This is a genomic window from Brevibacillus sp. NRS-1366 (genome assembly GCF_050467985.1).
The window spans coordinates 206,115-231,373 of sequence record NZ_JBITPN010000021.1 but is presented as its reverse complement, the minus strand read 5'-3'; the positions used below and the strand labels follow the sequence as shown (position 1 = coordinate 231,373).

15 protein-coding genes and 1 pseudogene are annotated in these 25,259 nt (G+C 51.0%); 14 read left to right on the top strand and 2 right to left on the bottom strand.

Going from position 1 to position 25,259, the window contains the following annotated elements; all coding sequences use genetic code 11:
- Positions 1 to 7 precede the first annotated feature (7 nt).
- The 3 genes from cyoE (at position 8) to ACIFQN_RS15290 (ending at position 2,780) form a co-directional block, all read left to right on the top strand.
- A complete protein-coding gene (gene cyoE, locus ACIFQN_RS15300) occupies positions 8 to 943 on the top strand; it encodes a heme o synthase (protein ID WP_429833897.1) in 936 nt (311 codons plus the stop codon).
- A 137-nt stretch (positions 944 to 1,080) separates the two neighbouring features.
- Positions 1,081 to 1,995 carry a COX15/CtaA family protein gene (locus tag ACIFQN_RS15295; protein WP_429833896.1) on the top strand — a complete coding sequence of 305 codons (915 nt, stop codon included), beginning with the start codon at positions 1,081 to 1,083 and terminating at the stop codon, positions 1,993 to 1,995.
- Positions 1,996 to 2,153: 158 nt separating this feature from the next.
- Entirely contained in the window at positions 2,154 to 2,780 is a 627-nt protein-coding gene (locus ACIFQN_RS15290) for a LysE family translocator (protein WP_429833895.1), read from the top strand.
- A 22-nt stretch (positions 2,781 to 2,802) separates the two neighbouring features.
- Here the strand turns inward: ACIFQN_RS15290 and ACIFQN_RS15285 are convergent, their stop codons facing one another.
- Together ACIFQN_RS15285 and ACIFQN_RS15280 are read right to left on the bottom strand one after the other, a co-directional pair.
- Complete coding sequence (locus ACIFQN_RS15285) at positions 2,803 to 3,747, bottom strand: spermidine synthase (protein ID WP_429833894.1); 945 nt, start codon at positions 3,745 to 3,747, stop codon at positions 2,803 to 2,805.
- A 68-nt stretch (positions 3,748 to 3,815) separates the two neighbouring features.
- The gene (locus tag ACIFQN_RS15280) at positions 3,816 to 5,627 is read right to left on the bottom strand and encodes a spermidine synthase (RefSeq protein ID WP_429833893.1); all 1,812 of its coding nucleotides are present in this window, start codon (positions 5,625 to 5,627) and stop codon (positions 3,816 to 3,818) included.
- A 216-nt stretch (positions 5,628 to 5,843) separates the two neighbouring features.
- Here ACIFQN_RS15280 and ACIFQN_RS15275 point away from each other — a divergent pair, with 216 nt between their 5' ends.
- From ACIFQN_RS15275 to ACIFQN_RS15225, 11 genes and pseudogenes are all read left to right on the top strand, one after another.
- A complete protein-coding gene (locus ACIFQN_RS15275; protein WP_429833892.1) occupies positions 5,844 to 7,088 on the top strand; it encodes an exonuclease SbcCD subunit D in 1,245 nt (414 codons plus the stop codon).
- The gene (locus ACIFQN_RS15270; RefSeq protein WP_429833891.1) at positions 7,085 to 10,732 is read left to right on the top strand and encodes an AAA family ATPase; all 3,648 of its coding nucleotides are present in this window, start codon (positions 7,085 to 7,087) and stop codon (positions 10,730 to 10,732) included. The genes ACIFQN_RS15275 and ACIFQN_RS15270 overlap by 4 nt, the downstream gene beginning before the upstream one ends.
- A 14-nt stretch (positions 10,733 to 10,746) precedes the next feature.
- Positions 10,747 to 14,241, top strand: a complete 3,495-nt coding sequence (addB, locus tag ACIFQN_RS15265) for a helicase-exonuclease AddAB subunit AddB (RefSeq protein WP_429833890.1) — start codon at positions 10,747 to 10,749, stop codon at positions 14,239 to 14,241.
- Entirely contained in the window at positions 14,210 to 18,040 is a 3,831-nt protein-coding gene (gene addA, locus ACIFQN_RS15260) for a helicase-exonuclease AddAB subunit AddA (RefSeq protein ID WP_429833889.1), read from the top strand. The genes addB and addA overlap by 32 nt, the downstream gene beginning before the upstream one ends.
- Positions 18,041 to 18,308: 268 nt before the next feature.
- A complete protein-coding gene (locus tag ACIFQN_RS15255; protein ID WP_429833888.1) occupies positions 18,309 to 18,791 on the top strand; it encodes a DinB family protein in 483 nt (160 codons plus the stop codon).
- A gap of 143 nt (positions 18,792 to 18,934) precedes the next feature.
- Positions 18,935 to 20,352: pseudogene (locus ACIFQN_RS15250) on the top strand (amino acid permease).
- A 147-nt stretch (positions 20,353 to 20,499) separates the two neighbouring features.
- Positions 20,500 to 21,018: a DUF402 domain-containing protein gene (locus ACIFQN_RS15245; RefSeq protein ID WP_429833887.1), complete on the top strand. Its 519-nt coding sequence runs from the start codon at positions 20,500 to 20,502 to the stop codon at positions 21,016 to 21,018.
- Positions 21,019 to 21,201: 183 nt separating this feature from the next.
- Positions 21,202 to 21,942, top strand: a complete 741-nt coding sequence (gene pyrH / locus ACIFQN_RS15240) for a UMP kinase (RefSeq protein ID WP_429833886.1) — start codon at positions 21,202 to 21,204, stop codon at positions 21,940 to 21,942.
- Positions 21,943 to 22,175: 233 nt separating this feature from the next.
- Complete coding sequence (locus tag ACIFQN_RS15235) at positions 22,176 to 23,366, top strand: HlyD family secretion protein (RefSeq protein ID WP_429833885.1); 1,191 nt, start codon at positions 22,176 to 22,178, stop codon at positions 23,364 to 23,366.
- A complete protein-coding gene (locus ACIFQN_RS15230) occupies positions 23,363 to 24,115 on the top strand; it encodes an ABC transporter ATP-binding protein (protein WP_429833884.1) in 753 nt (250 codons plus the stop codon). The genes ACIFQN_RS15235 and ACIFQN_RS15230 overlap by 4 nt, the downstream gene beginning before the upstream one ends.
- A complete protein-coding gene (locus tag ACIFQN_RS15225) occupies positions 24,115 to 25,254 on the top strand; it encodes an ABC transporter permease (protein ID WP_429833883.1) in 1,140 nt (379 codons plus the stop codon). Before ACIFQN_RS15230 ends, ACIFQN_RS15225 begins: the two co-directional genes overlap by 1 nt.
- Positions 25,255 to 25,259: the final 5 nt, after the last annotated feature.

The window sequence follows — 25,259 nt, the reverse complement described above, 5'->3', positions numbered from 1 at the left end:
ACAAAACGTGGACCAGCAAGTGACTATGCAGGAATCGCTCCAAACCGATCCCTCTTTGCATACACAATCGGTAGAACAGGCAACTTGGCGTGATTATGTACAACTGACGAAGCCTGGTATTACGATGTCCAACCTGATGACTACATTCGCAGCCCTTTGGTTGGCGTCTTATGGATATCCAGACTGGGTACTCGCAATCTTCACCATGATAGGTACTGCTTTGGTGATTATGTCAGGTGCGGCGTTAAACAACTTTTATGATCGTGACCTGGATAAAAAAATGGAACGGACCAAAGGCCGAGCACTTGCAACGGGGCGAATTTCACCTCGAAATGCTCTGCTTGTCGGGATTGGTTTGCTCTTGGCTGGCTTGGCTGTCCTCGCTGTTTTTGCTAACCCATTGGCTGCAGTGTGGGGATTGATTGGTCATATTTTCTACGTGTTGATCTATACACCACTGAAGCGCGTAACTACGCTCAATACGGTGATTGGCGGAATTTCCGGTGCTGCTCCTCCAGTGATCGGATGGGTAGCGGTAACGAATAGCATGGACTCGGCCGCTTGGCTGTTGTTCCTCGTATTGTTCTTGTGGCAGCCGCCGCATTTCTTGGCGCTGGCGATGCTGAAAACAGAAGAATACCGTGCTGGCAATCTGCCCATGCTACCAGTAGTCAAAGGCTTTGCCGAAACAAAGAGACAAATGATGCTGTGGGGATCCGTATTGTTCCCGGCTTCTCTGTTGCTCTTCATTCATGGCAGCGTAGGGTATGTCTACCTGATTGTCATGGGTGTGATGGGGCTTGTGTACATGGTACTTCTGTTCCAAGGCTTCAAGGCCAAGGATGATCTCGCATGGGCTCGCAAGCTGTTTGGCTATTCGATTTTGTATTTGACGATTTTCTGTGCTTCGATCGTCATTAGCACCATGGTGCACTATTATTGACACGAAACACTCACCAAATGTTCACGGAACATCCCTTGTTTAACAGGGGATGTTTCATTAATGTAAGAGAGGACAATAAGTAAGAGGCCACTATTGTACAGGGTCTTAATCCTCTCTAGAAACAGGGTGTATTCACTATGGAAAAATGGCTGAAACCTCTAGCCGTTCTTGCTACTCTCGTCATGTTTATCGTCATGATAGCCGGGTCGCTCGTAACCAAAACGGATTCCGGTCTTGGATGTGGAAACGACTGGCCGCTTTGCAATGGCAAATGGGTCCCGGAGTATACCTTGGCTTCAATAATTGAATATATGCACCGTCTAATAACCGGGGTTGCCGGTATTATCGTAGTGATTTTTTCGGTGCTGTGCTGGCGCCACTTTCGGGGCAACAAGGAAGTACGCAATCTGGCACTGTTCGGCTTGTTTTTCATCGTGCTGGAGTCCATTCTGGGCGCTTCCGCAGTAATCTGGCCGCAATCCTCTTCTGTACTGGCCCTTCACTTTGGTTTCTCGCTGCTTGCGTTTACGGGTGTGTTTTTGCTTAGCCTGTATGTTCTGCAGCGGGACAAAATGGAAGCGGTCGTACAAGGAACAGTCTCCAAAGGATTTCGCAATTGGATCTGGGGAGTAACGATTTATGCGTATGGTGTGGTCTATTTGGGCGCGTACGTACGTCATACGGGGTCTAGCATGGCTTGCAGCGACTGGCCACTGTGCGGTGGCAAGCTGATTCCGGAGCTTTCCGGCCAGGTAGGGATTCAGTTTGTACACAGGCTCGGTGCCTTGGTTCTGGCAATTTTGCTCCTTGCGACGATGATTTACGCCGTTCGTCATTTTAAGGAAACGCGTCGAGATCTTTATGGTGCGAGCATCCTGTCGTTTGTGCTGGTCATGGCGCAAGTGTTCAGTGGGGGCTTCGTGGTATTGTTTAAGCTCCACCTGTACGCGACCCTTATTCACTCGATGATCATTACGATTTTGTTCGGGGTCATTTGCTACATGTGCCTGCAAGTGCTAAAGACGCCTCGGCGTAACAATTTGAGGAAATAGCAAAAGAGAAAAGCCAACTGGAAAAAGCCGCTGTCCCGGGTAAACGGGAAAGCGGCTTTTCACATGTAAGTCAGTTAGCTTCTAAAAGCCGGTATTTTGCCTGTGGATGCTCTGTGTTATAGTGAAGCCAAAATCGGTTGCAGAAGGTGGGGCAAGGAATGGAGCATTTTTTACTGTTTGTGGTGATGTCCATCTTGTTGATCATTTTACCCGGCCCGGATACGGGATTGGTCACGAAGAACACAGTGACACACGGAAGCAAAGGCGGGCTGCAAACACTAGCAGGCATCTCTACCGGACTTCTCATTCATACGATGGCGGCTGTTTGTGGTCTTTCTGCGCTCATTGTCAAATCCGCGATGCTGTTTTCGGTGTTCAAGTACGTAGGGGCGATTTATCTGGTGTATCTCGGTGTAACTACCCTGTACGCCGTCATTAAGAAAAAAGAGAGCTTTGCCCCAGTAGAGGTAGAATCAAAATATCGCCACAAATCGGCGTTTTTACAAGGCTTTCTGACTAATCTTTTGAATCCAAAGGTAGCCGTTTTTTTCCTTACCTTTCTACCGCAATTTTTGCCGGCGGGCAGTGAGCCATTCTTCCCGTTTCTCATGATGGGAATAACCTATACGGTTCTCACCGTTATCTGGTTTTTGCTCTATGTGTACGTCATTGATCTGATGAGTACGTGGATGAAGAAGCCTTCTACGCAGCGTGCTGTTCAGGGCATATCGGGATTGGTGCTACTGCTATTTGGCATGAAGCTGGCTTTTGAAAAAAATCCATAGGGATGTGAGCAAACGATTCCCTTCAGTGTTGCTCATGGATTGTAGCTAAAACCTTGTTGCTATCGGTCTGAATCATTCTATCACTCCACTTTTGCTGATACTTGAGTGGAATCTGCAGCATATCCTTGATTTTTTCTGGAGTCAGGAAGCTGGTGTCGATCTGAATGTTCACGTCACTGGGCGATATCGGTCTGGTGGCTGCTAAACAAAAGCACCAGTCCTGTTCATATTTCTCTATGGCGTCGAAGTGATAGGGCAACACATAATAACCAGCTGCCTTAAGGGTTGCCACAATACTCCAGCAGAATTCTGGCATCTCCGATAGAATGGAGGAAGCAATAGCTATCACTCCGCCTGGTGTTAGTCTTTGTTTCAGGAGTCTGTAAAACTCCCTGCTGTACAGTTTGCCAAGTGCAAGGGCCTTATTGCTGGGTTCTGGGATGTCAATGATGATGACATCCCACTGCTTCCGGCTTTTCTCCACGAATGCCCTGCCGTCCTTTATTATTGTGCGCACCTTGGGGTCGTTCAGCGAGCCCTTATTAAATTTAACCAGAGGCTTGAATGTTTTCCCTAAATCCATCATTACATCGTCTTTGTCAATCACCGTGACCTTATTCACCTCAGTGTATCGAAGGATTTCTCGCGTTGTAATTCCACCGCCGCCGCCAATCATCAGGATTCGCTTCGGTGTCTGGGCAACGGACATAGGTATATGCACCAAGGCTTCGGCCCACATATTGTCATCCTCTGTGGTTCCAAACATCACGTAGCCATCACCATAGACCAGCACTTCCCCATTTTTTTGCCGGACTACCGCGATTCGCTGTATCGGCGTCTTAACTCGGCGCAGAATTCGGTACTTTCCGTCCGGCTCGTCATCCTTGGAAATATAATCGCGGAGGGACACAGTTCTTGCATCGAACAGAGAACCGTCAGATACCATTTGCCGTATCCTATTAACCATGAAATCCTCCTTTCAGCTGCTGTCCGGATCAAACACATGTAATCCTAATATACGTAACTAGCAGACTTTTAGTTGACTCCGACTTCCTTCATATATAATTTGTGTAAGTTAATGTTGCTCATTCTGTTTGCCTTGGCATGCCTCCGAACAGATTGGATTTTCTTCGAGAAATGAAACCACGAGTTGAGCTTTTCCGGAATCGTTTCATTCTGAACGGTGATCTTTCTATCCCCCCACACAAGAGGCTTATTTGCCGCCAAATGAAATCCCCAATCACCGAACGAGGGTACAGTGACGTGGTAGCTTAGGGTGTTTAATCCTATGCTTTTAAGTGTTTTTCCTATGCTCCAGTACACAGACGGAGCGCTCTCCGGTGAATGAGATTGACAAACCAAGACGCCGTTCGGAGTCAAATGCTGGAACATGGTATGAAAGAACTCTGCCGTATACAAGCTGCTTACCACTTCATCGGCAGGATCTGGGAAATCAACAATTATGGCATCATAAAAATCCCCTTGCTTCGACAAAAACACACGGGCATCCATTTGATGGATCGTGACTCGTGTATCACTCAAAGAATGTTCATTTAATGACGCCACTTTTTTTACACTCTTTGCCACTTTAAGAACTAGCGGATCAAGATCTACAAGATCAACGTGCCCCACATCCGTATATTTGAGGGCTTCTCGCACGGCAAATCCGTCGCCTCCCCCTACTATTAGGATACGTTCACGTTTGGGAATAAGTGTCATTGCGGGGTGAACGAGTGCTTCATGGTAAATTCGTTCATCCAAAGAGCTGAATTGCAACTGCTTATCCAAGTACATACGAACATCTTTCGATTGGATGATAAAAACTTGGTTACCGTCAAAGGAGCCTTGCTCCAGGATCCGGTTGGGTCCAGACAGCAATTGCTGCAATTCAATTAAGTCTTCGGTGTCACTGGAACTATTTTCGTTCGAATTACTTTGATCGTAATCTTGGAGACCGCTTAAAGCGATGAGCTTTGCTGTCGGATCTGGAAGCAGAGGGGAGTAGAGTTTGTGCATGTTTGGATTGTCTACTGTGTTGACATGGGCACTCTTGCGAACGGATAGAACCTGTGTGGGGAATTGAAACCATGCCGATATATCTTCAGGAAGTGTTCGATGTGGAATAGTGAAATTCTTTTTCTGCCAAACAAGAGGGTTTTTTCCTGCGATATGAAATCCCCAATCACCAAATGAAGGGACAGTCAGATGATAGCTAAGTGTCTTAAAACTGGCACTTTCAAGTGTACGTGCTATACTCCAGAACAACAATGGTACTTTCTTCGGAGAATGTGACTGACAAACTAATATGCCATCTTCGGATAAAAGGGAGAATAGACCATTAAAAATCGGCAATGAATAGAAATTCCCAATTTCTTTATTGACCGGGTCTGGAAAATCTACAATGATCACATCGTATTTTTCGCTTTCCCTTGTTAAGTACGTATTAATATCCTCACCAAAAACTCTCAAGCGCTTGTCGAACAACGCTCGCTCGTTGAGGGCATTCATTTCAGGCAATTGCTTGATGACATTCAGTAAACTTAGGGAGATACCAACCAAATCGACTTCTTTGACATCCGCATATTTGAAAACTTCACGCAGCAACAGACCATCATTACCGCCTACACACAAAACACGATCATGCTTGTGAGCAAGGTTCATAGCAGGGTGAACAAGAGCTTCGTGATAAATCCGTTCGTCCATCGAGTTGAATTGCAACTGATTATTCAAGTACATCTGTATATTTGGAGATTCTAAAACCAGCACATTTTGATACTCACTAGTACCCTCATACAGAATTTTATGCGGACCTGCCAATAACTGCTGCAGCTCTATGAAGTCTTCCATATCCCCACGTTCATGAGAAAATGATAATTTTGGACGATTCCCATCTTTCAAAATTTCACCCCATCTCATGTATGCATTACGCTACAGTATACGAACGACGTTAAAAAATGCCTGGGTGTCTACCTAATAAAAGTGGAGTAAATTTCAACCACGTACAGCGCTGTCTTTTGTTACAATAAAAAGCAAACACATGATCGTGGCGAAAGGATGGAATTCATGCGTATTTTACATACAGCCGACTGGCATTTCGGGCGACAGCTGGAAGGCAGGGATCGACGGGTGGAGCAGGCGGCCTTTGTGGACGAGCTAGCTCGCATTGCCGATGAACGAAAGGTTGATTTGGTTCTGATTGCGGGTGATGTGTACGATTCAGTCAATCCGCCTGCCTGGGCAGAAGAGCTGTTTTATGAGGCTTTGGAGCGATTGTCCGCAGAGGGCAAACGTGGGGTTGTCGTCATCGCCGGAAACCATGATCAGCCTGAGAGGGTGAGAGCGGCAGCGCCACTGGCGACCAAGCACGGCATTGTGCTTTTGGGCTTGCCTAAGGAAGCCCCACTGCAAGTGCAGGAAACTCCTCATGACCGGGTAAGGATTGTCCAGGGAGGCCCCTCATGGCTGGAGCTTGCGGTGCCTGGGTGTGAGCATCATGCGGTTGTGCTTGCGCTGCCATATCCTTCTGAATCTCGGTTAAAAGAACTGCTCAGCGAGAGCTTTACCCAGGAGCAGATGCAGTTGGCCTTTTCCGAGCGTATTGCCCAATTGTTCGACGAGCTATCCAGCCACTTTCGTGCGGATACCGTCAATCTGGTCACCAGCCATCTGTTTGTCATGGGAGGAATGGAAACGGATTCGGAGCGTCCCATACAAATCGGGGGAGCGCTGACTGTTTCACCGCAAGCTTTTCCGAAGAATGCTGATTACGTGGCGCTTGGGCATCTGCATCGCTTGCAAAAGCTAAGTGACAAGCCATTGGTGCGCTATAGCGGATCGCCGCTTTCCTACAGCTTTTCTGAAGCAGGACAAAGCAAGGCTGTCGTCTTGGTCGAGGTGGTCCCTGGAGAAGACGTGCGCGAGGAAATCATTTATTTGACGAGCGGCAGGCCTTTAGCACGCTGGAGAGCAACAGAAGGGATTGCCCAGGTGGAGCGATGGCTTGCAGAAGGACGGGATGCAGGTGCATGGATTGATCTGGAGCTGCACGTCTCTGATGTCATCGACCCGGCAGAATTTCAGCGTGTCCGCAAGCTCAGTGACGACTTCCTCAAGATCCAGCGCGTCGTAATCAGAGAAGATAGCGAGGTAGAAGCAGGGGCGCAGAGGGTCGAGCTGACGGAGCTGACCTCGGATCAATTGTTTCGCCGCTTTTATGAACGGAGACGGGGAGCCGAGCCGGATGAACGATTGGTAGCGCTGTTTCAGCGACTGCTGGCTGAGACCGGGGGAGAGGAGGAAGCGCAGTGAGACCGATACGATTGAAGCTGGCTGGGATGCACAGCTACCGGGAAATGCAAGAGGTTGATTTCGAAATCCTTTGCCAGGCGGGACTGTTTGGGATATTCGGTCCTACTGGAAGCGGTAAATCCACGATTTTGGATGCGATAACACTGGCTCTCTACGGGCAGGTCGTGCGCCTCGGCGGGGGGAACCATCCCAAGGAAGTACTGAACCAGTTGGAGCAGCGCGTGTTCGTTTCGTTTACCTTTGAGCTGGGAAAAGGGGCTGACCGCAGGCAGTACACCGTAGAGCGGGAATTTGGTCTGGACAAAAAAGGAAATAAGCGTCAGCCAGAAGTGAGACTAATTCAATCGGGAGCCATTACCGGAGAGGCAGATGTCGTTCTGGAGTCCAAGGCGACTGCAGCAACCGCCGCGATCGAGGCATTGATTGGTCTCACCCTGCAAGACTTTACCCGTGCTGTCGTCTTGCCGCAGGGTCAGTTCTCCCGTTTCTTGACCTTAAAGGGGAGCGAGCGAAACGAGATGCTCCAGCGGATGTTTCGTCTGCACATTTATGGTGAAAAGCTGAGTGAGCGTGTCCGGCATGCGTTGGAGCAGACAAAGGAACAGATGCATCGGTTGCAGCTGGAGATGGCTGCTTTGGGCGAGGCAGGCCCCGAGGCGCTTGAAGAGGCACGGCAAATTTTTGGGGAAGCGGCTCAAAAAGAACAGGAATTCACGCAGCAGAAGCAGGAGCTGGCCGGAAAGCAAAAGGAACTGGAGCAGCTATATCAATGGCAGCAGGAGCTGGCTTCGGTACAACGGCATTTGCGGGAACATACAGCCAAAGAAGAGGAGATAAAGGTCTGGAAGTCCAGCATTCAAAACTGGGAATCCAGCATTCGCCTCTATCCGCTGGTGCAGCAATATGAGCGTTTGGACAAGGAGTGGCTTTCGACCGAGCAGGCTCTGGGACAAAGTACGAAAGAGCAGGAAAAGGCCAATCTTGCTATGGAGGCAGCAGACAGCGAGTACCAGCGCGCACATTCTGAGCTGACGATTCAAGAGCCAGACTTGATACTGCAAAAAGGAAGGCTCTCTCAAGCCCTCGAATGGGAAGAGGAGCTGAAGGCGATCCGCGAAGAGTGGACAGGCCTCGAACGGGAATGGAATGAAGTGTCGCTTGCACTTACCCAGGTAGAGGAGCAACTGGTTCGGGACGAAGCAGCCTTGCAAGAGTGGGAGGATGAGTGGAAGCAGTTGGAGGAACAGTTGCGACAGACTGCAGTCACTCCCGAATGGCGAGACCAGATCGCTAGGGCCAGAGAAGCGAAGCAGCAGTGGGAGCGGGAACAAGCGAAGCAGCAAGAGCTGGAAGCGGCGCAGACAGCAGCTATGCAACAGCTGCAGCAGGCAACGAATGCGGCAAATGAGCACCGGATTGGCTGGGAAGCAAGTGCAAACAGGCTGGCGCAGCTAAAGGAGCAGGTGGCCGTTTTTGCGGGGCAGCCACAGATGAGCGATGCAGACTGGGAGCAAGCGAGGAATGTGCTGGCGGAAATGAAGCAAATCGGTCGTCAGTGGCGAGAAGTCTTGCAACAAGTAGCTGGCTGGCAGGAAAAATCGCAGCGCATTGCTGGGGAGCGGGAGCAAGTGTCCGCTCGCTATCGTGAATTGACCGAGGCATTTGATAAAAGTGAAGCGCTTGTTGCAGGGAGGCTTGCCAGGCGTGATCAGCTTCGGCAGGAGTGGGAGCAGTGGCAGCAAGAGAATATGGCACGGTTCCTCCGCGAGCGTCTCGAGGATGGCAAAGAATGCCCGGTATGCGGTTCTACTCACCATCAGCATGGTAATGACAGTCATGACGCTGCATTGGCAGGATCGCAGGGAGATGAGCTGCGTGCCCGAATGAAAACAGCGGAAGAAGAGCTGCGTTCCGCTGAGCAGCAGTCTAGTCTTGCCAAGGAAGCGCTGCTCGGGGCAAAAGGAGAGCTGGCTGCTTATGACGAACGGTTAGCTGCTCTAACAGAAGAGCGTAGTGGACTGGAAGGACGAATAGAGGCAATCCAGGCAGAGTGCCGCGGATACGGAACACCATGGGATGTAGAATCGTTCGAAGTGCTCTTGGGAGTCTACCAGCGCGAGGAAAAAGAGCTGTCTCAAAGACAGGCAGAGCGCGAACGGGCAAAAGAAGAGCAGGAGCGACTGCAAAAGCAGGTAGAGTCGCTGCGTGAGGAAGAGGCAGAGCAGAAGCGCCTTTTGGAGCGAAGCGTGATTCTTCAGGAGCAGTTTCAAAAGACGGTAGAGGAAGGAAAAGTCCGGTTGGAAACGGCTGCAATACTGGCTGAGCGTGCAGCGATGGAGCTGGATGCCAAACGCAAAGACGTGCTCGTGGAGGAAATTGAACAGCGTTACGAGGAAATCGGGAGAATGGACCGACGTCTGGCAGAGCTTGCGCGAATCCGTGTGGAAAAGGAAGCACTGCGCGGTTCGCTTTTGTCCCAAGTCGAAACGGGCAAGACCAGTCAAATCGAAGGAAAGTCGCGAGTAGCTGCAATCAGCGAAAAGCTGGCAGACAGAAAACGCATGTGGGAACAAAAGCATATGCAGTGGTTGGAGCGGACTGGCGGACAGCCCGCACAGGAGAGGCTCGCTCAAGTAGAGGAGCGACTGACAGGATTACGGCAAGCTGCTGCTCAAGCGGAGATTAAACGCAAGGAAGCAGCAGAAGCACGTGAAACGGTACAGAACAATCTGGTTAAGTATTCCGAAGCTTTAGCGGTTCTGACCCGGCAACGCCAAGAGGCGCATGAAACGGTGTATCACGGCTTGCAGCAGTACGGTATGGCAACTATCGATCAGGTAAAGCAGTTGTACGAAGAACGCGGACAGCTACCTAAGGCACAAGAACAAGTGGAAGCGTATGAACGAGTCCTGGGACAGCTTCGCTATGAGGAAGACCGGTTGGTTCAGGCTGTAGGGGGCCGCACTCTCACTACAGAAGAGTTTGCCGCTGCAAAAGAGGCGTGGCAACAGTGGGAGCAAATCTTTCAGGACGTGCAAAAACAAGTGGCAGTGGCAAAAGAGTATGTCGACCGGATGGAAAAAAACCATGTCAAATGGCAAGAGCTGTACAAGCAACTCGAAGGCCAGCAAGACGAGCAAAGCCGCTTGGAAGAGCTGAAAAAGCTGTTTGAAGCGAAGGCATTTGTCCAGTTTATCGCAGAAGAAAAGCTGGTTTCGATCGCTCGCGACGCTTCGTACCATTTAAAGCGAATGACTGCCAATCGTTACGGTTTGGAGATCGGGGACGAGGGTGAATTCGTCTTGCGTGATGAGGGAGCCGGAGGGATGCGTCGATCGGTCAGTACGTTATCTGGCGGAGAAACTTTCCTGACCTCTCTCTCGCTTGCGCTAGCCTTGTCTATGGAAATTCAGATGCGCGGAGGACGGTTGGAGTTCTTTTTTCTGGACGAAGGCTTTGGAACACTCGATCCCGAGCTGTTGGAAGTCGTCATGGATGCATTGGAACGACTCCGCATGGACGACTTTACGATTGGTGTGATCAGCCATGTCCCGGAAATCCGTGTCCGCATGCCGCGGCGTTTGGTCGTGACACCAGCTGAACCAATGGGAAAAGGAAGCACACTCCAGCTGGAAATGGAGTAAGGAGGAAGAAATTCATGGCAGTCCAATTTATATTGGGACGGGCGGGAACTGGAAAAACGGACGCCATCCATCGACAGCTTCAAGAACGGCTGCGGGATAAGCCGCTCGGTTCACCGATGATCCTGCTCGTTCCTGAACAGGCCAGCTTTCAGGCAGAGTATGCGCTAGCCACACTTCCTGAGCTAGGTGGCGTGATGGGGACGCAAGTGCTCAGCTTTGGCCGACTGGCTCATCGACTGATGCAGGAGCTAGGCGATTTGACGACTGTGCCTGTCGATGATTTGGGTAAGCATATGGTATTGCGGATGCTTTTGGAGCGGCACAAAGAAGAGCTTCAAGTGTTTGGCCGCTCTGCGATGCAACCGGGATTTGCCTCTCAGCTCGGTCGCTTGATCAGTGAGTGCAAGTCTTACGGCGTTTCTTTTCCTCCCTCGGAAAATGTGGAGTGGGGTACCGCCAATTTAAATCAAAAGGTAAACGACCTGCGACTGATTATGAACGCGTACGAAGCGTATCTGGCGGAAGGCTACTGTGATGCGGATGACATCCTGAATCGGGTAGCTGTCATGGTGAGAGACTCCGCCTACATCAGACAAGCAGAGATTTTCATAGATGGATTTACAGGGTTTACGAATCAGGAACTGCGTTTGATCGACCAATTGATGACGCATGCCAAACAGGTGACCATTGCGCTCGCGCTTGATCCGAACGAACGTGAAGCTTCGGTCGATGAGCTGGGGTTGTTCCATCCTACGCTGCGTACCTATCAGGATCTTACGCTGATGGCACGCGAAGCAGGCGTCACGGTAGTAAGGCCGATGCTGCTGACAGAATCGCACCGGTTTGCCAGCAGTCCGCGGCTACGGCATATGGAGCAAGTCTATTTTCAATGGGGGGACACAGGAGCTGCCCCCCAATCTGGGCGGACAGATGAGGTAGTTCTGCTCTCAGTAGTTAACAGACGGGCTGAGGTAGAGGCGGTTGCCCTGAAAATGTTGGCTCTCACCAGAGAAGAAGGATACCGCTGGAGGGACATGGGGATTTTGCTGCGAGAGATCGGAACGTATGCAGATGAGATAGCTGCTGTCTTTACGGACTACGGCATTCCTCACTTCCTCGATCAGAAGCGGACGGTCATGCACCATCCGTTGGTGGAGCTGGTTCGCTCGGCACTTGAGGTGATTGTGACCAGATGGCGCTACGATGCGGTCTTTCGCTGTCTGAAAACCGACCTGCTCACGGTAGGGATCACTGATGAAGCTACGACGCGCAAAGAAATTGACCGACTAGAAAATTATGTGCTGGCACATGGCGTATTTGGTTATCAATGGGGAGAAGAATCGGCCTGGCGTTTTCGTGGTCAGTCAGGGACTGAGGAAGATGCGATTGCCGATGAGCTGCGGAGAAAATACGCTGCGCCGCTTCTCGCTTTTGAAATGGAGATGAAGCAGGCCACGCGTCAAAACGTACGCGACATGACGACTGCTTTGTACAATCTCCTGCTGACGCTCGATGTACCGGGCAAGCTGGAATATTGGCAGCGAATGGCGGAAAAGGACGGCGATTTGGACGCGGCACAGGTGCATGGACAGGTGTGGACCGGACTGGTTGAGCTGATGGATCAAGTGGTGGAGGTCATGGGCGAGGAAAGTATGGAGCTTGCGACATTTGCCCGCGTCCTCGATAGCGGTTTGGAAACCATCGAGCTAGGCCTCGTTCCCCCCGCACTGGACCAAGTGCTGGTAGGGTCGATAGAGCGTTCGCGTCAGCCAGAAGTAAAAGCACTGTTTTTGCTGGGAGTAAATGAGGGAGTCATCCCCTTGCGTCCAAAAGAAGAAGGAATCTTGGATGAGGCAGAGCGTGAGCGGTTAGCGGAAATGGGTCTGACTCTGGCTCCGGGAGCCAAGCAGCGTTTGATGGCGGAGCCGTATCTCTTATACCAGGCGATGACGAGACCGTCAGAGAGACTCTTGCTTAGCTGTGCCCTCGCAGACCACGAAGGCAAGGCACTGCTGCCTTCTTCCGTATTTGCCCGCGTCAAGGAAGTGCTTCCTGATGTCGCTTCACAGGTATTTTATAACGAACCCACAGGCGAGCAAACAGAAGATACCTTTTTGCTGGGCAATCGACGGCGTGTATTCAGTCATTTGCTGACACTGCTTCGGGGGATGAAAAAAACAGGGGAACTTCCGCCATTTTGGTGGGAGGTATACGACTGGTTCATACGTTCTTCTCCAGAGGTTTCCCGGGAAAAATGGCTATTGTCCGGTTTGCGTTACAGAAACCAACCGGGTGAGTTAGATAGAGCCACGAGCGCGACTTTGTACGGCAAGCAGTTGAAAATGAGTGTTTCGCGACTGGAGCGGTTCCAGTCCTGTCCGTTTTCTCATTTTTCTTCGCATGGACTTAAGCTTTCGGAGCGCACCCTATACAAGCTGGAGCGATTTGATGTCGGCGAGCTTTTCCATGCTTCCCTCAAACGGGCTGTTGAAAAAATGAACGAAGAAAACATGGAGTGGGGTAGACTGACCGAGGCCAATAGCATGGATTTGGCGAGCGAGGTCGTAGAAGAGCTGGTTCCTGCTACACGAAGCAGTATTTTGACGAGGACGGCGCGCTACCGTTACTTGTCAGGCAAGCTGAAAAGAGCGGTGGGCAGAGCGATTTTCGTATTAGGTGAACATGCAAAGCGAAGCCGCTTCGCCCCAGTCGGGCTAGAGGTTTCCTTTGGGCCAAACGCAGACTTGCCAGGTCTTGCGCTGTCGCTGGAGAATGGCGTGGATCTGCAACTGATTGGCCGAATCGACCGTGTGGACCAGTCGCTGGATAGCGAAGTTCCATATTTGCGGGTCATTGATTACAAGTCGAGTCCCAAGCAGCTACAGCTTTCTGACGTATGGAACGGTCTGAATCTGCAGCTTTTGGTTTACCTCGATGTGGTCGTTGCGAATGCAGAACAGTGGCTGGGGAGAAAAGCCGAAATGGGCGGCGTCTTTTACTATCAGGTTGCCGATCCATTCGTTACAGCAAAGCGTCTTTTGAGTTCCGATGAAGCAGCAAAAGAACGGGCGAAGCGCTTGCGGATGAAAGGGCTGATGCTAGCCGATCCCGAGCTGGCGCGAATGATGGATGCCCAGGTGGAGCAAGGAGCATCAGAGCTCGTCCCGTTTGAGATCAAAAAGGACGGGACTCTCTCCTCACGTTCATCGGTAGCAACTGCAGAGCAGTTTCAGGCGTTGACCACCTACGTTCGCGATACAGTCAAGGAAATCAGTACGCGTATGACCAATGGAGAGATTCACATCGAACCGTATTCCAATGGAACCATGACGGCATGTGATTACTGCTCGTACAAGCCTGTTTGCCAGTTTGACAAAGAGACTGGCGGAAATGGGCATCGTCAACTGTCAAAATGGAACAACAAGCAAATATGGAGCATGTTAGCCGAGCAGCTGACAGGAGAGGGGGAGAGCCAGGGTGACGGAGCAACGACCACAGGCCAAGCCTGAGCAGTGGACAGATGAACAGTGGCAAGCGATTACGCAGCGCGGGAACAATTTGCTGGTAGCTGCCGCAGCGGGTTCAGGCAAGACCTCTGTGCTGGTAGAGCGAATTATCCGGCGAATCATGGATGAGAGCGACCCGATTGGGGTCGATCAGCTTTTAGTAGTGACCTTTACCAATGCAGCAGCGGCCGAAATGCGCCATCGGATTGGCGATGCTCTACGCAAAGCATTGAAGGACGACCCGCATTCTGCGCATTTGCGCCGTCAGCTCGCCTTGCTGCAAAGAGCGACAATCACGACACTGCACTCTTTTTGTCTCGGAATCCTGCGTCAGTACTACTATTTGATCGATCTCGACCCTGATTTTCGCATTGCCGATCAGCTAGAAGGGGAGCTGCTGCGTCAGGACGTTCTCGAGGAGCAACTGGAAGCCTGGTACGAAGATGACGCAGATTTTCACGCACTGGCCGACGTCATGCTGGACGGACAGGATGACCAGGCGCTTACCATTCTGTTATTGCGTCTGTATGAGTTTTCACGCAGTCACCCCGATCCGGCACATTGGTTAGAGGAAGCTGCGGGAATGTTTGAAAGAAGCAAGGAGCGCGGATTGGATGGACTTCTTTGGACTAGAAGTGTGCTGCGTTCCCTGGAGCTTGCATTGGGAGGAATGGCAGGGAAAATGAGAAGGGCCGTGCTTTTGGCGTCATCACCAGACGGCCCTGCTGCTTACCTGCCCCTGCTGGAATCCGAGGCAGCCGCATTGGAGTACGCTAGCAATTCGTGTGCAGCTGGCTGGGAAGCGGCTGTTCAAGCAGTGCGTGGAGTTGTCTTTGCCAAACTGCCTCCGGTGAAAGGCACTGATCCCGCTATCAAGGAACAAGTGCAAGATTTGCGAAACAGCGTGAAAAAGGAATTGGGGGAGCAAATCGAGCAATATTTCTCGATGACAACCGAGCAGTATTTGGCTGATTTAGAACGTATAGCACCGCATATGCAAACACTTGCGAGGCTCGTGACTACGTTCGCTGACGCCTTTCAAAAGGAAAAGCGTGCACGAAGCCTGGTCGACTTCGGCGATTTGGAGCATCTCGCCCTGCGTGTACTGACCAAGCGTAATGAAGCGGGAAGCGTGATGCCATCCTCCGTATCGGAGCAACTGCGAGCGCAGTTTGCCGAGGTTCTAGTCGATGAGTATCAAGATATCAATCTGGTCCAAGAGACTATTCTTCAAATGGTTTCCCAGGACAAAACGAGTGGTACCGCAGCAAATCGCTTTATGGTAGGTGACGTCAAGCAGAGTATTTATCGGTTCCGATTGGCAGAGCCCAAGCTGTTTCTCGATAAATACTTGACCTATCAAAAAGAGGGAGCTGACCTCGAAAAAGAGGATGTAAGCACTCTCGGTCTGCGAATTGATCTGGCAGCCAACTTTCGCAGCAGACGAGAAGTAGTGGACGCTGTTAATTTCCTGTTTCGCCAGATCATGTCTCCCGGAGCAGGTGAGATTGATTACGATCGGTCTGCGGAGTTGATCAATCGCGCCGCTTATCCTGAGGTGGAAACAGACCGTCTGCGCGTAGAAATGCACCTCATTGACCGCAGCGACAGCCAAATAGAGTCTGGACCAGCAGAAGCGACCGAAGCTGTGGAAGAGTCAGATACGGGCATTCCGGACGGATCGGGAGAGTCTGGAGAAGAAGCGAGCGCAGCACAACTGGAAGCGCGATTGATCGCCAGTCGGATTCGCCGCTGGATGGAGCCCGGCGAGGGAGAAGCCCCTCTGCTTGTTTTTGATAAAAAGGCAGGGGGACTGCGTCCTCTGGCCTATCGTGATATCGTGATCTTGCTGCGAGCCACTGCAGGCTGGGGCCAGACGCTGCAAGAGGAGCTGAAAGCCGCTGGCATCCCTGTGTATGCAGAGCAAACAGCGGGGTACTTCGCAGCGACAGAAGTAGAGACGATGCTTTCCTTGCTGCGAGTGATTGACAACCCGTTGCAGGATATTCCCCTGGCTGCGGTATTACGATCTCCGATAGTTGGCCTTCGTGAGGAAGATCTCGCCCAGATCCGCATTCAATATGCTTCCGGTCCGTTCCATCTCGCTGTCGTTCAGTATGCCGAGGACCGTGACCCCCGGGAGCCTTGGGAAAAACGGCTGCGCTATTTTTTTAACCGTCTGGGGGACTGGCGGTCTCAAGCACGCAGAGGCGCACTATCAGAGCTGCTCTCTGTCTTGTACCGGGAGACCGGTTACCTCGATTATGTGGCGGCCTTGGAAAATGGCCAGCAAAGGGAGGCAAATTTGCGTGCTTTGTACGATCGTGCAAGACAATATGAGTCTGGATCGTATCGTGGGTTGTTCCGGTTCCTACGCTTCGTCGACCGTCTTCAGGAGGCGGGCAATGACCTGGGCGAAGCCCGGACGATCGGGGAAAACGAGGATGTCGTCAGAATCATGACAATCCACAAAAGTAAGGGATTGGAATTCCCCGTTGTGTTTGTAGCGGGGATGGGCAAGCAGTTTAATACGATGGATTTAAAGAGTCAGTTCCTGTTGCACAAGGATCTTGGCTTTGGGCCTATAGCTGTGGAACCTTCGTTGCAGGTTCGCTATCCGAGTCTCGCCGCTTTGGGGATTCGGCAGCAGCTCAGGCGGGATATGCTGGCCGAAGAGATGCGCGTCCTGTATGTGGCATTGACTCGTGCACGTGAAAAGCTGATTCTCGTTGGGGCAGCAAAGGATTTGGCAAAAAGCATTACAGATTGGGGGCGACAGGACGAGGGAGAGCGCCTCAGTGACGAAGATCTGGTTCAGGCAAAAGGCTATTTGGATTGGGTAGGACGTGCCATGCTGCGCCATCCCGAGGCAGGTATGCTGCGTTCCTATCCAGAGACGCAGGGAACTGGCGAGGTGGTAAGAGTCCGGACGATTCCAGATGAGTCGGTATGGTCATTCCACTTTTATCAGGCAGATGAGCTGCGAGCGCAGACGGAACCGCAATTGGGCGATATGTCCGTGTGGGAGCGCATGACGAAACGGGAGCCCATCGACGATCGTCCGGCAGATGAGCTGCTCCAAAGTATTGTGGAGAGTCGTCTGGGCTGGAAGGATCCACATACGATCGCCCCTCGCGTACAAGCGAAGTGGAGTGTCAGTGAATTGAAGCGGCAGGCCAAGACGAGCAAAAGCGGCAATCAAGTTGTGCTCCCATCGATTACAGAAAGGCCCAAGTTTTTGGCGGAGCAAAAACGGGGTCGCATAACAGGGGCGGAAAAAGGCACCATTACTCACCTGATTATGCAGCATCTCGACTTGCAGCGACCATTGGACGAGGAGGATATCCGTGAGCAGTTGTCTTCGCTTGCGGCCCGTCGCTTTTTGACCGAAGAGCAAGTGCAGGCGGTGGATGTGGGGCAAATCGCCCGATTTTTTACCGATCCGCTTGGACAACGAATGAAGCAGGCACGGGTGGTACATCGCGAGTTGCCGTTTACATTGGTCATCCCTGCCCGCGAGGTAGAACCAGAGCTTGGAGAGGAAAGTATTGAGCAGGTGATCGTTCAAGGGGTGATCGATTGTCTTCTTGAAGAGCCTGACGGCAGCCTGGTCCTGATTGATTTCAAGACAGACTGGATGGCAAAAGAACCTTCTGCTGCAGCCATCGAGGAACTGACCAGAAGGTACGAGGGACAGATTAGGCTCTATGTACGCGCGATTCAGCAAATCGTTAAACCGAATCAGGAAGTATCGAGTTACCTGTATCTCCTTTCAGGTGGATTTGCGATCGCTTTCTCGTAAATGAAAATACTAGGTAAGGACGCCGTTCTTAAATGAGCGGCGTTTTTTATTTAGATGTGAGTAAGTATATACGGTGGACCCGAGGAGCTGGGGCGTTTCGCCTGTTCCTTCCTTGCACAACCATTTGAACGATGGAAAATAGTCGTTTTCTTCTTTATTTATACGAGATGGCGAACATACGTGCTATTATGAAGAGGAATAGTTAATAGTCATCTAATTAAAACGCATACCGTCCATGCAGGGCGATTCTTTCTGGGGGTGGAGTAGAGTGAAGCTGTTTTTTCAATACAATTGGCAAGTAAGAGATGAGTGGTTTGATTGGTGCAAGCAGCTTTCCCGTGAAGAATTGCTGCGCCAGCGTGAAGGTGGAGCAGGCACCATCCTCTACACCTTGTTTCATATTGCCGATGTAGAGTATAGCTGGCTGAGGGGAATACAAGGAAAGCCGGATGTGCAGGTTTCCTATGGAGATCACGTATCACTCCAGCAGGTAAAGGAGCTGTCCGACGCCTGGCGGGAAGAGGTTGCCGCGTTTTTGGATACATGGACAGACGAATGGGACAATGAGCCCGTGGTCGTATCATGGAGTGAAGAGGGACACACGAAAGGGGAAATATTACGACATGTGATCGCGCATGAGATACATCATATGGGGCAATTGTCTATTTGGGCGAGGGAGCTTGGATACAGGCCTATTTCCGCTAATGTGATTGGAAGAGGATTGGCACCAAAGCAAGCGAAGCTAGGATAGGCAGCGAATTCAAAGCCAGATACACCTTGAATAAAGGGGATTTCTTGACATACATGCATAATATGGCTCTCTACAGATCATACTCCAACTGTTTTAGATAGAAAAAATGGTGAGCGGAATGTGAGTGTGGGGGGATATCATACGTGTCTATCAAGCAACAACTGCTAAGGAAAAAAAGCATCACCTACTTGCTTGAACAGATAGAGGACAAGAAGGGAGCGCTAAAAAAGTCATTGAGTGCATTTGACCTGACCATGCTAGGAGTCGGCGCGATCGTGGGTACAGGCATTTTTGTCCTCACAGGGGTAGCGGCAGCGGAGCACGCTGGTCCCGCTCTTGTTTTGTCGTTTGTTCTCTCCGGGCTCGCCTGTGCCTTTTCCGCTCTTTGTTATGCAGAGTTTGCTTCTACCGTTCCGGTGTCAGGAAGTGCCCATACGTATAGCTATGCAGCTTTTGGTGAACTAGTTGCCTGGATGATAGGCTGGGATTTGATTCTCGAATACGGCGTGGCCTCTGCTGCTGTTGCCAGTGGCTGGTCAGGCTACGCCCAGGGCCTACTGGCAGGATTCCAGATTCATTTACCGCTCGCCTTAACGAGTGCGTTTGATGCATCAAAAGGGACGATCATTGATTTGCCCGCCGTTATTATTATTTTTATCATTACCATGTTACTGATGAAGGGAACTCGGGAGTCCGCCCGCTTTAATACGGTCATGGTGTTGATTAAGATCGCCGTCATTCTTTTGTTTCTCATTGTTGGGGTTGGTTATGTCAAGCCAGAAAACTGGAGTCCCTTTATGCCGTTTGGCTTTGCTGGAGTGGCGACTGGAGCTGCTACCGTATTTTTTGCTTTTATTGGATTTGATGCCGTCTCCACCGCAGCGGAGGAAGTTCGTAACCACAGCGGGACATGCCCGTCGGAATCATTACCTCTCTCTTGGTTTGCACCATCCTCTATATTGCTGTCTCCTTGACCCTGACAGGGATCGTTCCTTACGAAATGCTGAATGTCAAAAACCCTGTTGCCTTTGCATTGTCGTATGTGAAGCAGGATTGGGTTGCCGGTTTTATTTCCTTGGGGGCGATTGTGGGGATTACGACGGTCCTTCTTGTCATGATGTACGGGCAGACCCGTCTGTTTTTTGCCATGAGTAGAGATGGACTGTTGCCTGCTATCTTTTCGCAGGTGAATCCAAAAACACAAGTTCCCCAAAAAAGTACGCTCATCGTCGGAATTCTCGTAGCGATCTTCAGCGGCCTCCTGCCTTTGAACAAATTGGCGGAGTTGACGAACATCGGAACGCTGTTTGCCTTTATTCTCGTCTCCATCGGAGTAGCTGTCCTTCGAAAAACAAATCCGGACTTGCGGCGTGCCTTTCGCGTGCCATTCGTGCCCCTCGTTCCGATTCTCGCCGTCTTCTTTTGTGGGTATCTGGTCTATAGCCTGCCTACGGTAACCAAAATCGGGTTTATTGGCTGGCTAGCAGTGGGGGCCATCGTCTATTTTCTTTATGGGCGAACACGTAGTTTCTTGGGGAAAGATGAATCTCGACGGTCGTGACATCAGGACTTTGTAATACCAACGGACAGGGACGAGCTAGCCAAAGTGGAGGGGTTAGGATGCTCTACTCACAGTTATGTAGCATCTGACAAAAGTGTCCAATTCGTGGTAGAGTAAAAAGTACCAAATCGACGAGGAGAACAGGCCATGAAGCGAAAAAGAGCAGACCGCCCTGGTTGGAGACGGGTCAAACGATTGGGCTATCAGGAAAAGTGGGTAGATGCCTTGTCCTTTACCGGCTATGCCGTCCGTTTAACATTGGATGAGGTGAGCGATCCGGCGTACATGCCTGTCGGCGAAAAAATACTGTGTGTGGGAGATCGAGGGTACGTATATTTGCAGTACTTTCCTCGTGATCAGGCGTATGCTGTTACGAAAATGTTAGACGAACTGGGCAACACCGTGCAGTGGTATATTGATATTTGCAAAAGGCATGGCAAGGATGAAAAAGGACACATCTGGTATGATGATCTCTATTTGGACATCGTAGTGTTGCCACAAGGAGAGGTATACCTTTTGGATCAGGATGAACTGGATGAGGCATTGCAAAAGGGGATCATTACTAGCCAGGACTACCACTTTGCTTGTGAAACAGCAGATAAGCTTCTAAAAGAAATCATGGCTGGCAAGAGAGATGCCTTTGACTTTCCGAACTTCTTTGCATAAACTGATGAAGAGTTTTTGGATTAACCAATAAAAGGGGGAACAGGGTATGAAAAAAGCGATGAAGCAGGACCTGTTCCATTCCCTATTTCCCTAAGAACGAAAGCGATTGTTGCTTTCGTTCTTTTTTTGTAATGGGGAAGGAAGCAGTCAGGCTTGAGGAGAGAGAACGCGTAGCGAAGGGGGATGCCGATGCGGTACAAACGTGTATTGGTGAAGCTGAGCGGTGGAGCGGTAGCAAAAGAGAATGGCTTTGGATTTAATCCTGTACAGCTAGAGCACATTGCCGGTGAAATTCTGGCGCTCGTAAACTTGGGCGTAGAAGTGGCGATCGTGATCGGGGGAGGCAATATTTTTCGAGGCAATATGGCCGACATGTGGGGCATTGAACGAGTGGAAGCCGATAATATCGGCACATTGGCAACCGTCATCAACAGCTTGATGCTGCGGGGTGTCCTGAAAGCACGCGTAGAGCGAGAGGTTCGGGTAATGACTGCCGTTCCGATCAATGCGGTAGCCGAGCCGTATATTCGCTTGCGTGCCGTTCATCATCTGGAAAAGGGGTACGTGGTCATTTTCGCAGGAGGAAATGGTCAACCGTACGTTACGACTGATTATCCAGCCGTCCAACGCGCACTGGAGGTAGAAGTGGACGCCCTTCTCGTAGCGAAGCACGGTGTCGATGGCGTCTTTACGGCTGACCCGCGAACCGATTCGACCGCGAAACAATACGTGGAGGTTTCTTTTGACGAGATTGTCAGACGGGACCTGCGCGTCATGGATCAGGCTGCGATGATTTTGGCGAGAGATCACGGACTGCCCTTGCACGTATTCAATTTTGACCAGCCAGGGGCGATGGCACAAATTTGTAACGGAGAACAAGTAGGCACTTATATCAGCCGCCAAGGAGAAGCTGTATATAAATGATCGAAGAGAAAGCTCACAACCTTCTCCGCGTGGAGGGGGTTTTTCTATTGCTTCAAAAACGTTTTACATATTACGACAAAGGAGCATATAATCATAATAAAAGTGAGTGATCACTCGCGTTTGTCTTAAGCGTGTAGTTTTCATTAATGGAGCAAGCAGGCCATCGAGTTGCACTTTTATTTCTCATTTTTTGGCGAGTGATTACTCACATCAATAACGACGAGGTGGATCGTATGAAACGGTTCTTCCATTCCATCCTGATCGGCGGACTCGTGCTCGCGTTGTCGGGCTGCACATGGTTTGGGCAAAAGGAGCAATCTTTATCAGGGACGATAGAGGCGGAGGAGTTGCCGATTGTTGCAGAGGTAGGGGGATTGGTCACGAACGTCAAGGCAGAAGAGGGAAGCACGGTGAAAAAAGGACAGGTGCTCGCGGAAATTGACAAGCGAAGCTACGAGATCGGCGTAGCAGAGGCCAAGGCAGCACTAGAGCAAGCGATAGTCCGGGTAGAAGAAGCAAAGGCAGGCTCACGCGATTCGGCTATCCAAAAAGGGATTGCAGGCGTGCAACAGGCTGACGCCAACATTCGTCTGGCCCAAGCGAGAAAGAAACAGGCCGATGCGGGTATTGCTAGAGCCAGGGAACAGTTGACGCAGGCGGAATCGCAATTGAAGGGTGCTGAGCAGACACTGCTCTATCAACAAAGACGTGTCCGGGAAGCGAATGAGCTGTTCGCAAAAGGAGCGATTTCCAGGAAGGATTTGGAGACGCAAGCGGAGACAGCCAGCCAGGCCCAAACACAGTTCAATCAGTTGACGGCACAGGTCGCTCAAGCACAAGCAGCGTACCGCTCCGCGGGGGAGGATGCAGCCGCGGCTTTAGCTCAAACCGGTACTGCACAGGCCGAGCAAGCAGGGGCAAAGGCCGATCTGGACCTGTTAAAGGAAGGGAGCACGGACTATACGATTCGAGCGTTACTAGCGACACAGCAGCAAGCACAGGCTAGGCTGGATCAGGCGATACTACAAGTAGAAAAGGCACAAATAAAAGCAGCGGCAGACGGGGTGTTGCTCCGTTCCTCGATCGAGCAGGGCGAGGTGGCAAAAGTCGGAGCGACGCTGTTTACGATGATGAAAGAGAATCGGCTCAAGCTCGTTGTGTACATTCCGGAAGCACAGTTAAACCGCGTCCAAAAAGGGCAAGCGGTAGGAATACAAGTGGACGCTTATCCCGGCGAGACGTTTACGGGACGAATCAGCACGATCTCGGAAAAAGCAGAGTTTACACCGAAAAACGTGCAAACGCCGGATGAGAGGACCAAGCTCGTATTTGCGGTGACGATCCATATTACGGAGGCACTGGGCAAGATCAAGCCAGGTATGCCTGCCGACGTGTTGCTGCCTGACCAGGGGGGAGCCCAATGAGTGTTGCCATTCATTGCGAGCAACTGACCAAACGCTTCGGGGATCGCGTCGCCGTCAACAAGCTCACACTGACTGTTCCCAAAGGCTCCATTTACGGATTCCTGGGACCCAATGGCTCTGGTAAATCGACCACGATCCGTATGCTGTGTGGCCTTTTGACACCTACGACAGGAACGGGAACAGTGCTAGGTTTTGACGTTATGACGCAGAGTGAGGAGATTAAGCAGCGAATCGGATATATGTCACAAAAGTTTAGTCTGTATGAAGATTTGACGGTAGAGGAAAACCTCGATTTTTATGCGGGCGTGTATCAGCTGCATGCTGCAGAACGAAAACAGCGTAAAGCCGAGCTGATCGAAATGGCGGGTCTGAGTGGCAGGGAAAAGCAGATCGCAGGCTCTTTGTCTGGCGGCTGGAAACAGCGTCTTGCTCTTTCCTGCGCTCTTTTACACAAGCCGGAGCTGCTGATTTTGGACGAACCGACCGCAGGTGTCGATCCGGTATCCAGGCGTATTTTTTGGGAAGTGATCCACGAGCTGGCAAACCAGGGAATTACGGTTCTCGTGACCACTCATTACATGGATGAAGCGCAGACCTGCGACTGGATCGGGTTTATCTTTTTCGGCAATCTGCTGGCAGAAGGGACGCCGCAGGAATTGATCGATCAGCGCGGTGGCGGCAATCTGGAGGATGTCTTCATTGATCTGGTCAGACGAGAAGAAGCCCGGCAGAGAGAGGAGGGGGCGTGATGAAGAGGTTCGTCTGGGGGCGCTACTGGTCCGTGGTCAAAAAGGAAATCATCCAGATCAAACGGGACCGCCCGAGTCTCGGGATTGCGCTCGTGATGCCCTTGATGCTCTTGTTTTTATTCGGGTATGCCGTCAATACAGACGTGAATGATATCAAGATGGTCGTCTGGAATCAGAGTCCTTCTGCTGTGAGCCGGGAATTGGTCGATCAGTTCGTCAATACGCGGGTATTCCAAGTGACAGCGCAGGTGAGCGGTTATGAAGGGATCGAGGCGATGCTGGATGAAGGCAGTGCCGATGTGGCCCTAGTCATCGGGCCAGATTATACGCGTAAACGAGACCGCAATGAGCCTGTTCACGTGCAGATGCTCATTGACGGCTCCGATCCGAATATCGCCAGAACGGCTGTCTCCCATGCCCAGTTGATCGTGCAGAACCAAGCCATTACCTTGCAGGAAAAAAGGCTGCAAAAACAAGGGATGGGAGAGCTGGAACTGCCTATGGGTCTGGACTCGCGTGTGCTGTTCAATCCCAATATGGAGAGCATCGTGTTTAACATCCCCGGGCTGATCGGGCTGATCATGCAGAACGTCACGATGATATTGACGGCCTTTTCCCTCGTCCGTGAAAAAGAACGTGGAACGATGGAGCAGCTGATCGTTACGCCGATTCGTCCATTGGAATTGATGCTCGGAAAAATTACTCCATACGTGGGAGTGGGGCTGTTTTCGTTTTGCCTGGTGCTTGTGGTCGGCACCTATTGGTTTGGCGTCCCGGTAAAAGGGAGCATCCCGCTTTTGGTCTCTTTGTCTATCCTGTTTCTCGTGACGACACTTCTTCTGGGGATATTTATCTCCACAGTTGCACGCACCCAGTTACAGGCGATGCAGATGGCATTTGCTCTGATCCTTCCGAGTGTGCTTTTGTCAGGATTTATGTTCCCGCGCGATTCCATGCCGGTCGTGATACAATGGTTGGGCGGTCTTGTCCCGTTGACCTATTTTCTAGAAATTTTGCGTGGAATCTTTTTAAAAGGGGCTGGACTCTGTGCCTTATGGCGGGAAGTCGTTGGAATGGGGATGTTTAGTCTCTTCATTTTGGCAGTAGCAATCCTGCGGTTCCGCAAAAAGATCGAATAGAGGAG

Bases quoted from the DNA above. Each gene is read 5' to 3' on its own strand.
- ACIFQN_RS15295 (WP_429833896.1), top strand. From the start codon at position 1,081: ATGGAAAAATGGCTGAAACCTCTAGCCGTTCTTGCTACTCTCGTCATG.
- ACIFQN_RS15290 (WP_429833895.1), top strand. From the start codon at position 2,154: ATGGAGCATTTTTTACTGTTTGTGGTGATGTCCATCTTGTTGATCATT.
- ACIFQN_RS15285 (WP_429833894.1), bottom strand. From the start codon at position 3,747: ATGGTTAATAGGATACGGCAAATGGTATCTGACGGTTCTCTGTTCGAT.
- ACIFQN_RS15280 (WP_429833893.1), bottom strand. From the start codon at position 5,627: ATGGAAGACTTCATAGAGCTGCAGCAGTTATTGGCAGGTCCGCATAAA.
- ACIFQN_RS15275 (WP_429833892.1), top strand. From the start codon at position 5,844: ATGCGTATTTTACATACAGCCGACTGGCATTTCGGGCGACAGCTGGAA.
- addB (WP_429833890.1), top strand. From the start codon at position 10,747: ATGGCAGTCCAATTTATATTGGGACGGGCGGGAACTGGAAAAACGGAC.
- ACIFQN_RS15245 (WP_429833887.1), top strand. From the start codon at position 20,500: ATGAAGCGAAAAAGAGCAGACCGCCCTGGTTGGAGACGGGTCAAACGA.
- pyrH (WP_429833886.1), top strand. From the start codon at position 21,202: ATGCCGATGCGGTACAAACGTGTATTGGTGAAGCTGAGCGGTGGAGCG.
- ACIFQN_RS15235 (WP_429833885.1), top strand. From the start codon at position 22,176: ATGAAACGGTTCTTCCATTCCATCCTGATCGGCGGACTCGTGCTCGCG.
- ACIFQN_RS15230 (WP_429833884.1), top strand. From the start codon at position 23,363: ATGAGTGTTGCCATTCATTGCGAGCAACTGACCAAACGCTTCGGGGAT.
- ACIFQN_RS15225 (WP_429833883.1), top strand. From the start codon at position 24,115: ATGAAGAGGTTCGTCTGGGGGCGCTACTGGTCCGTGGTCAAAAAGGAA.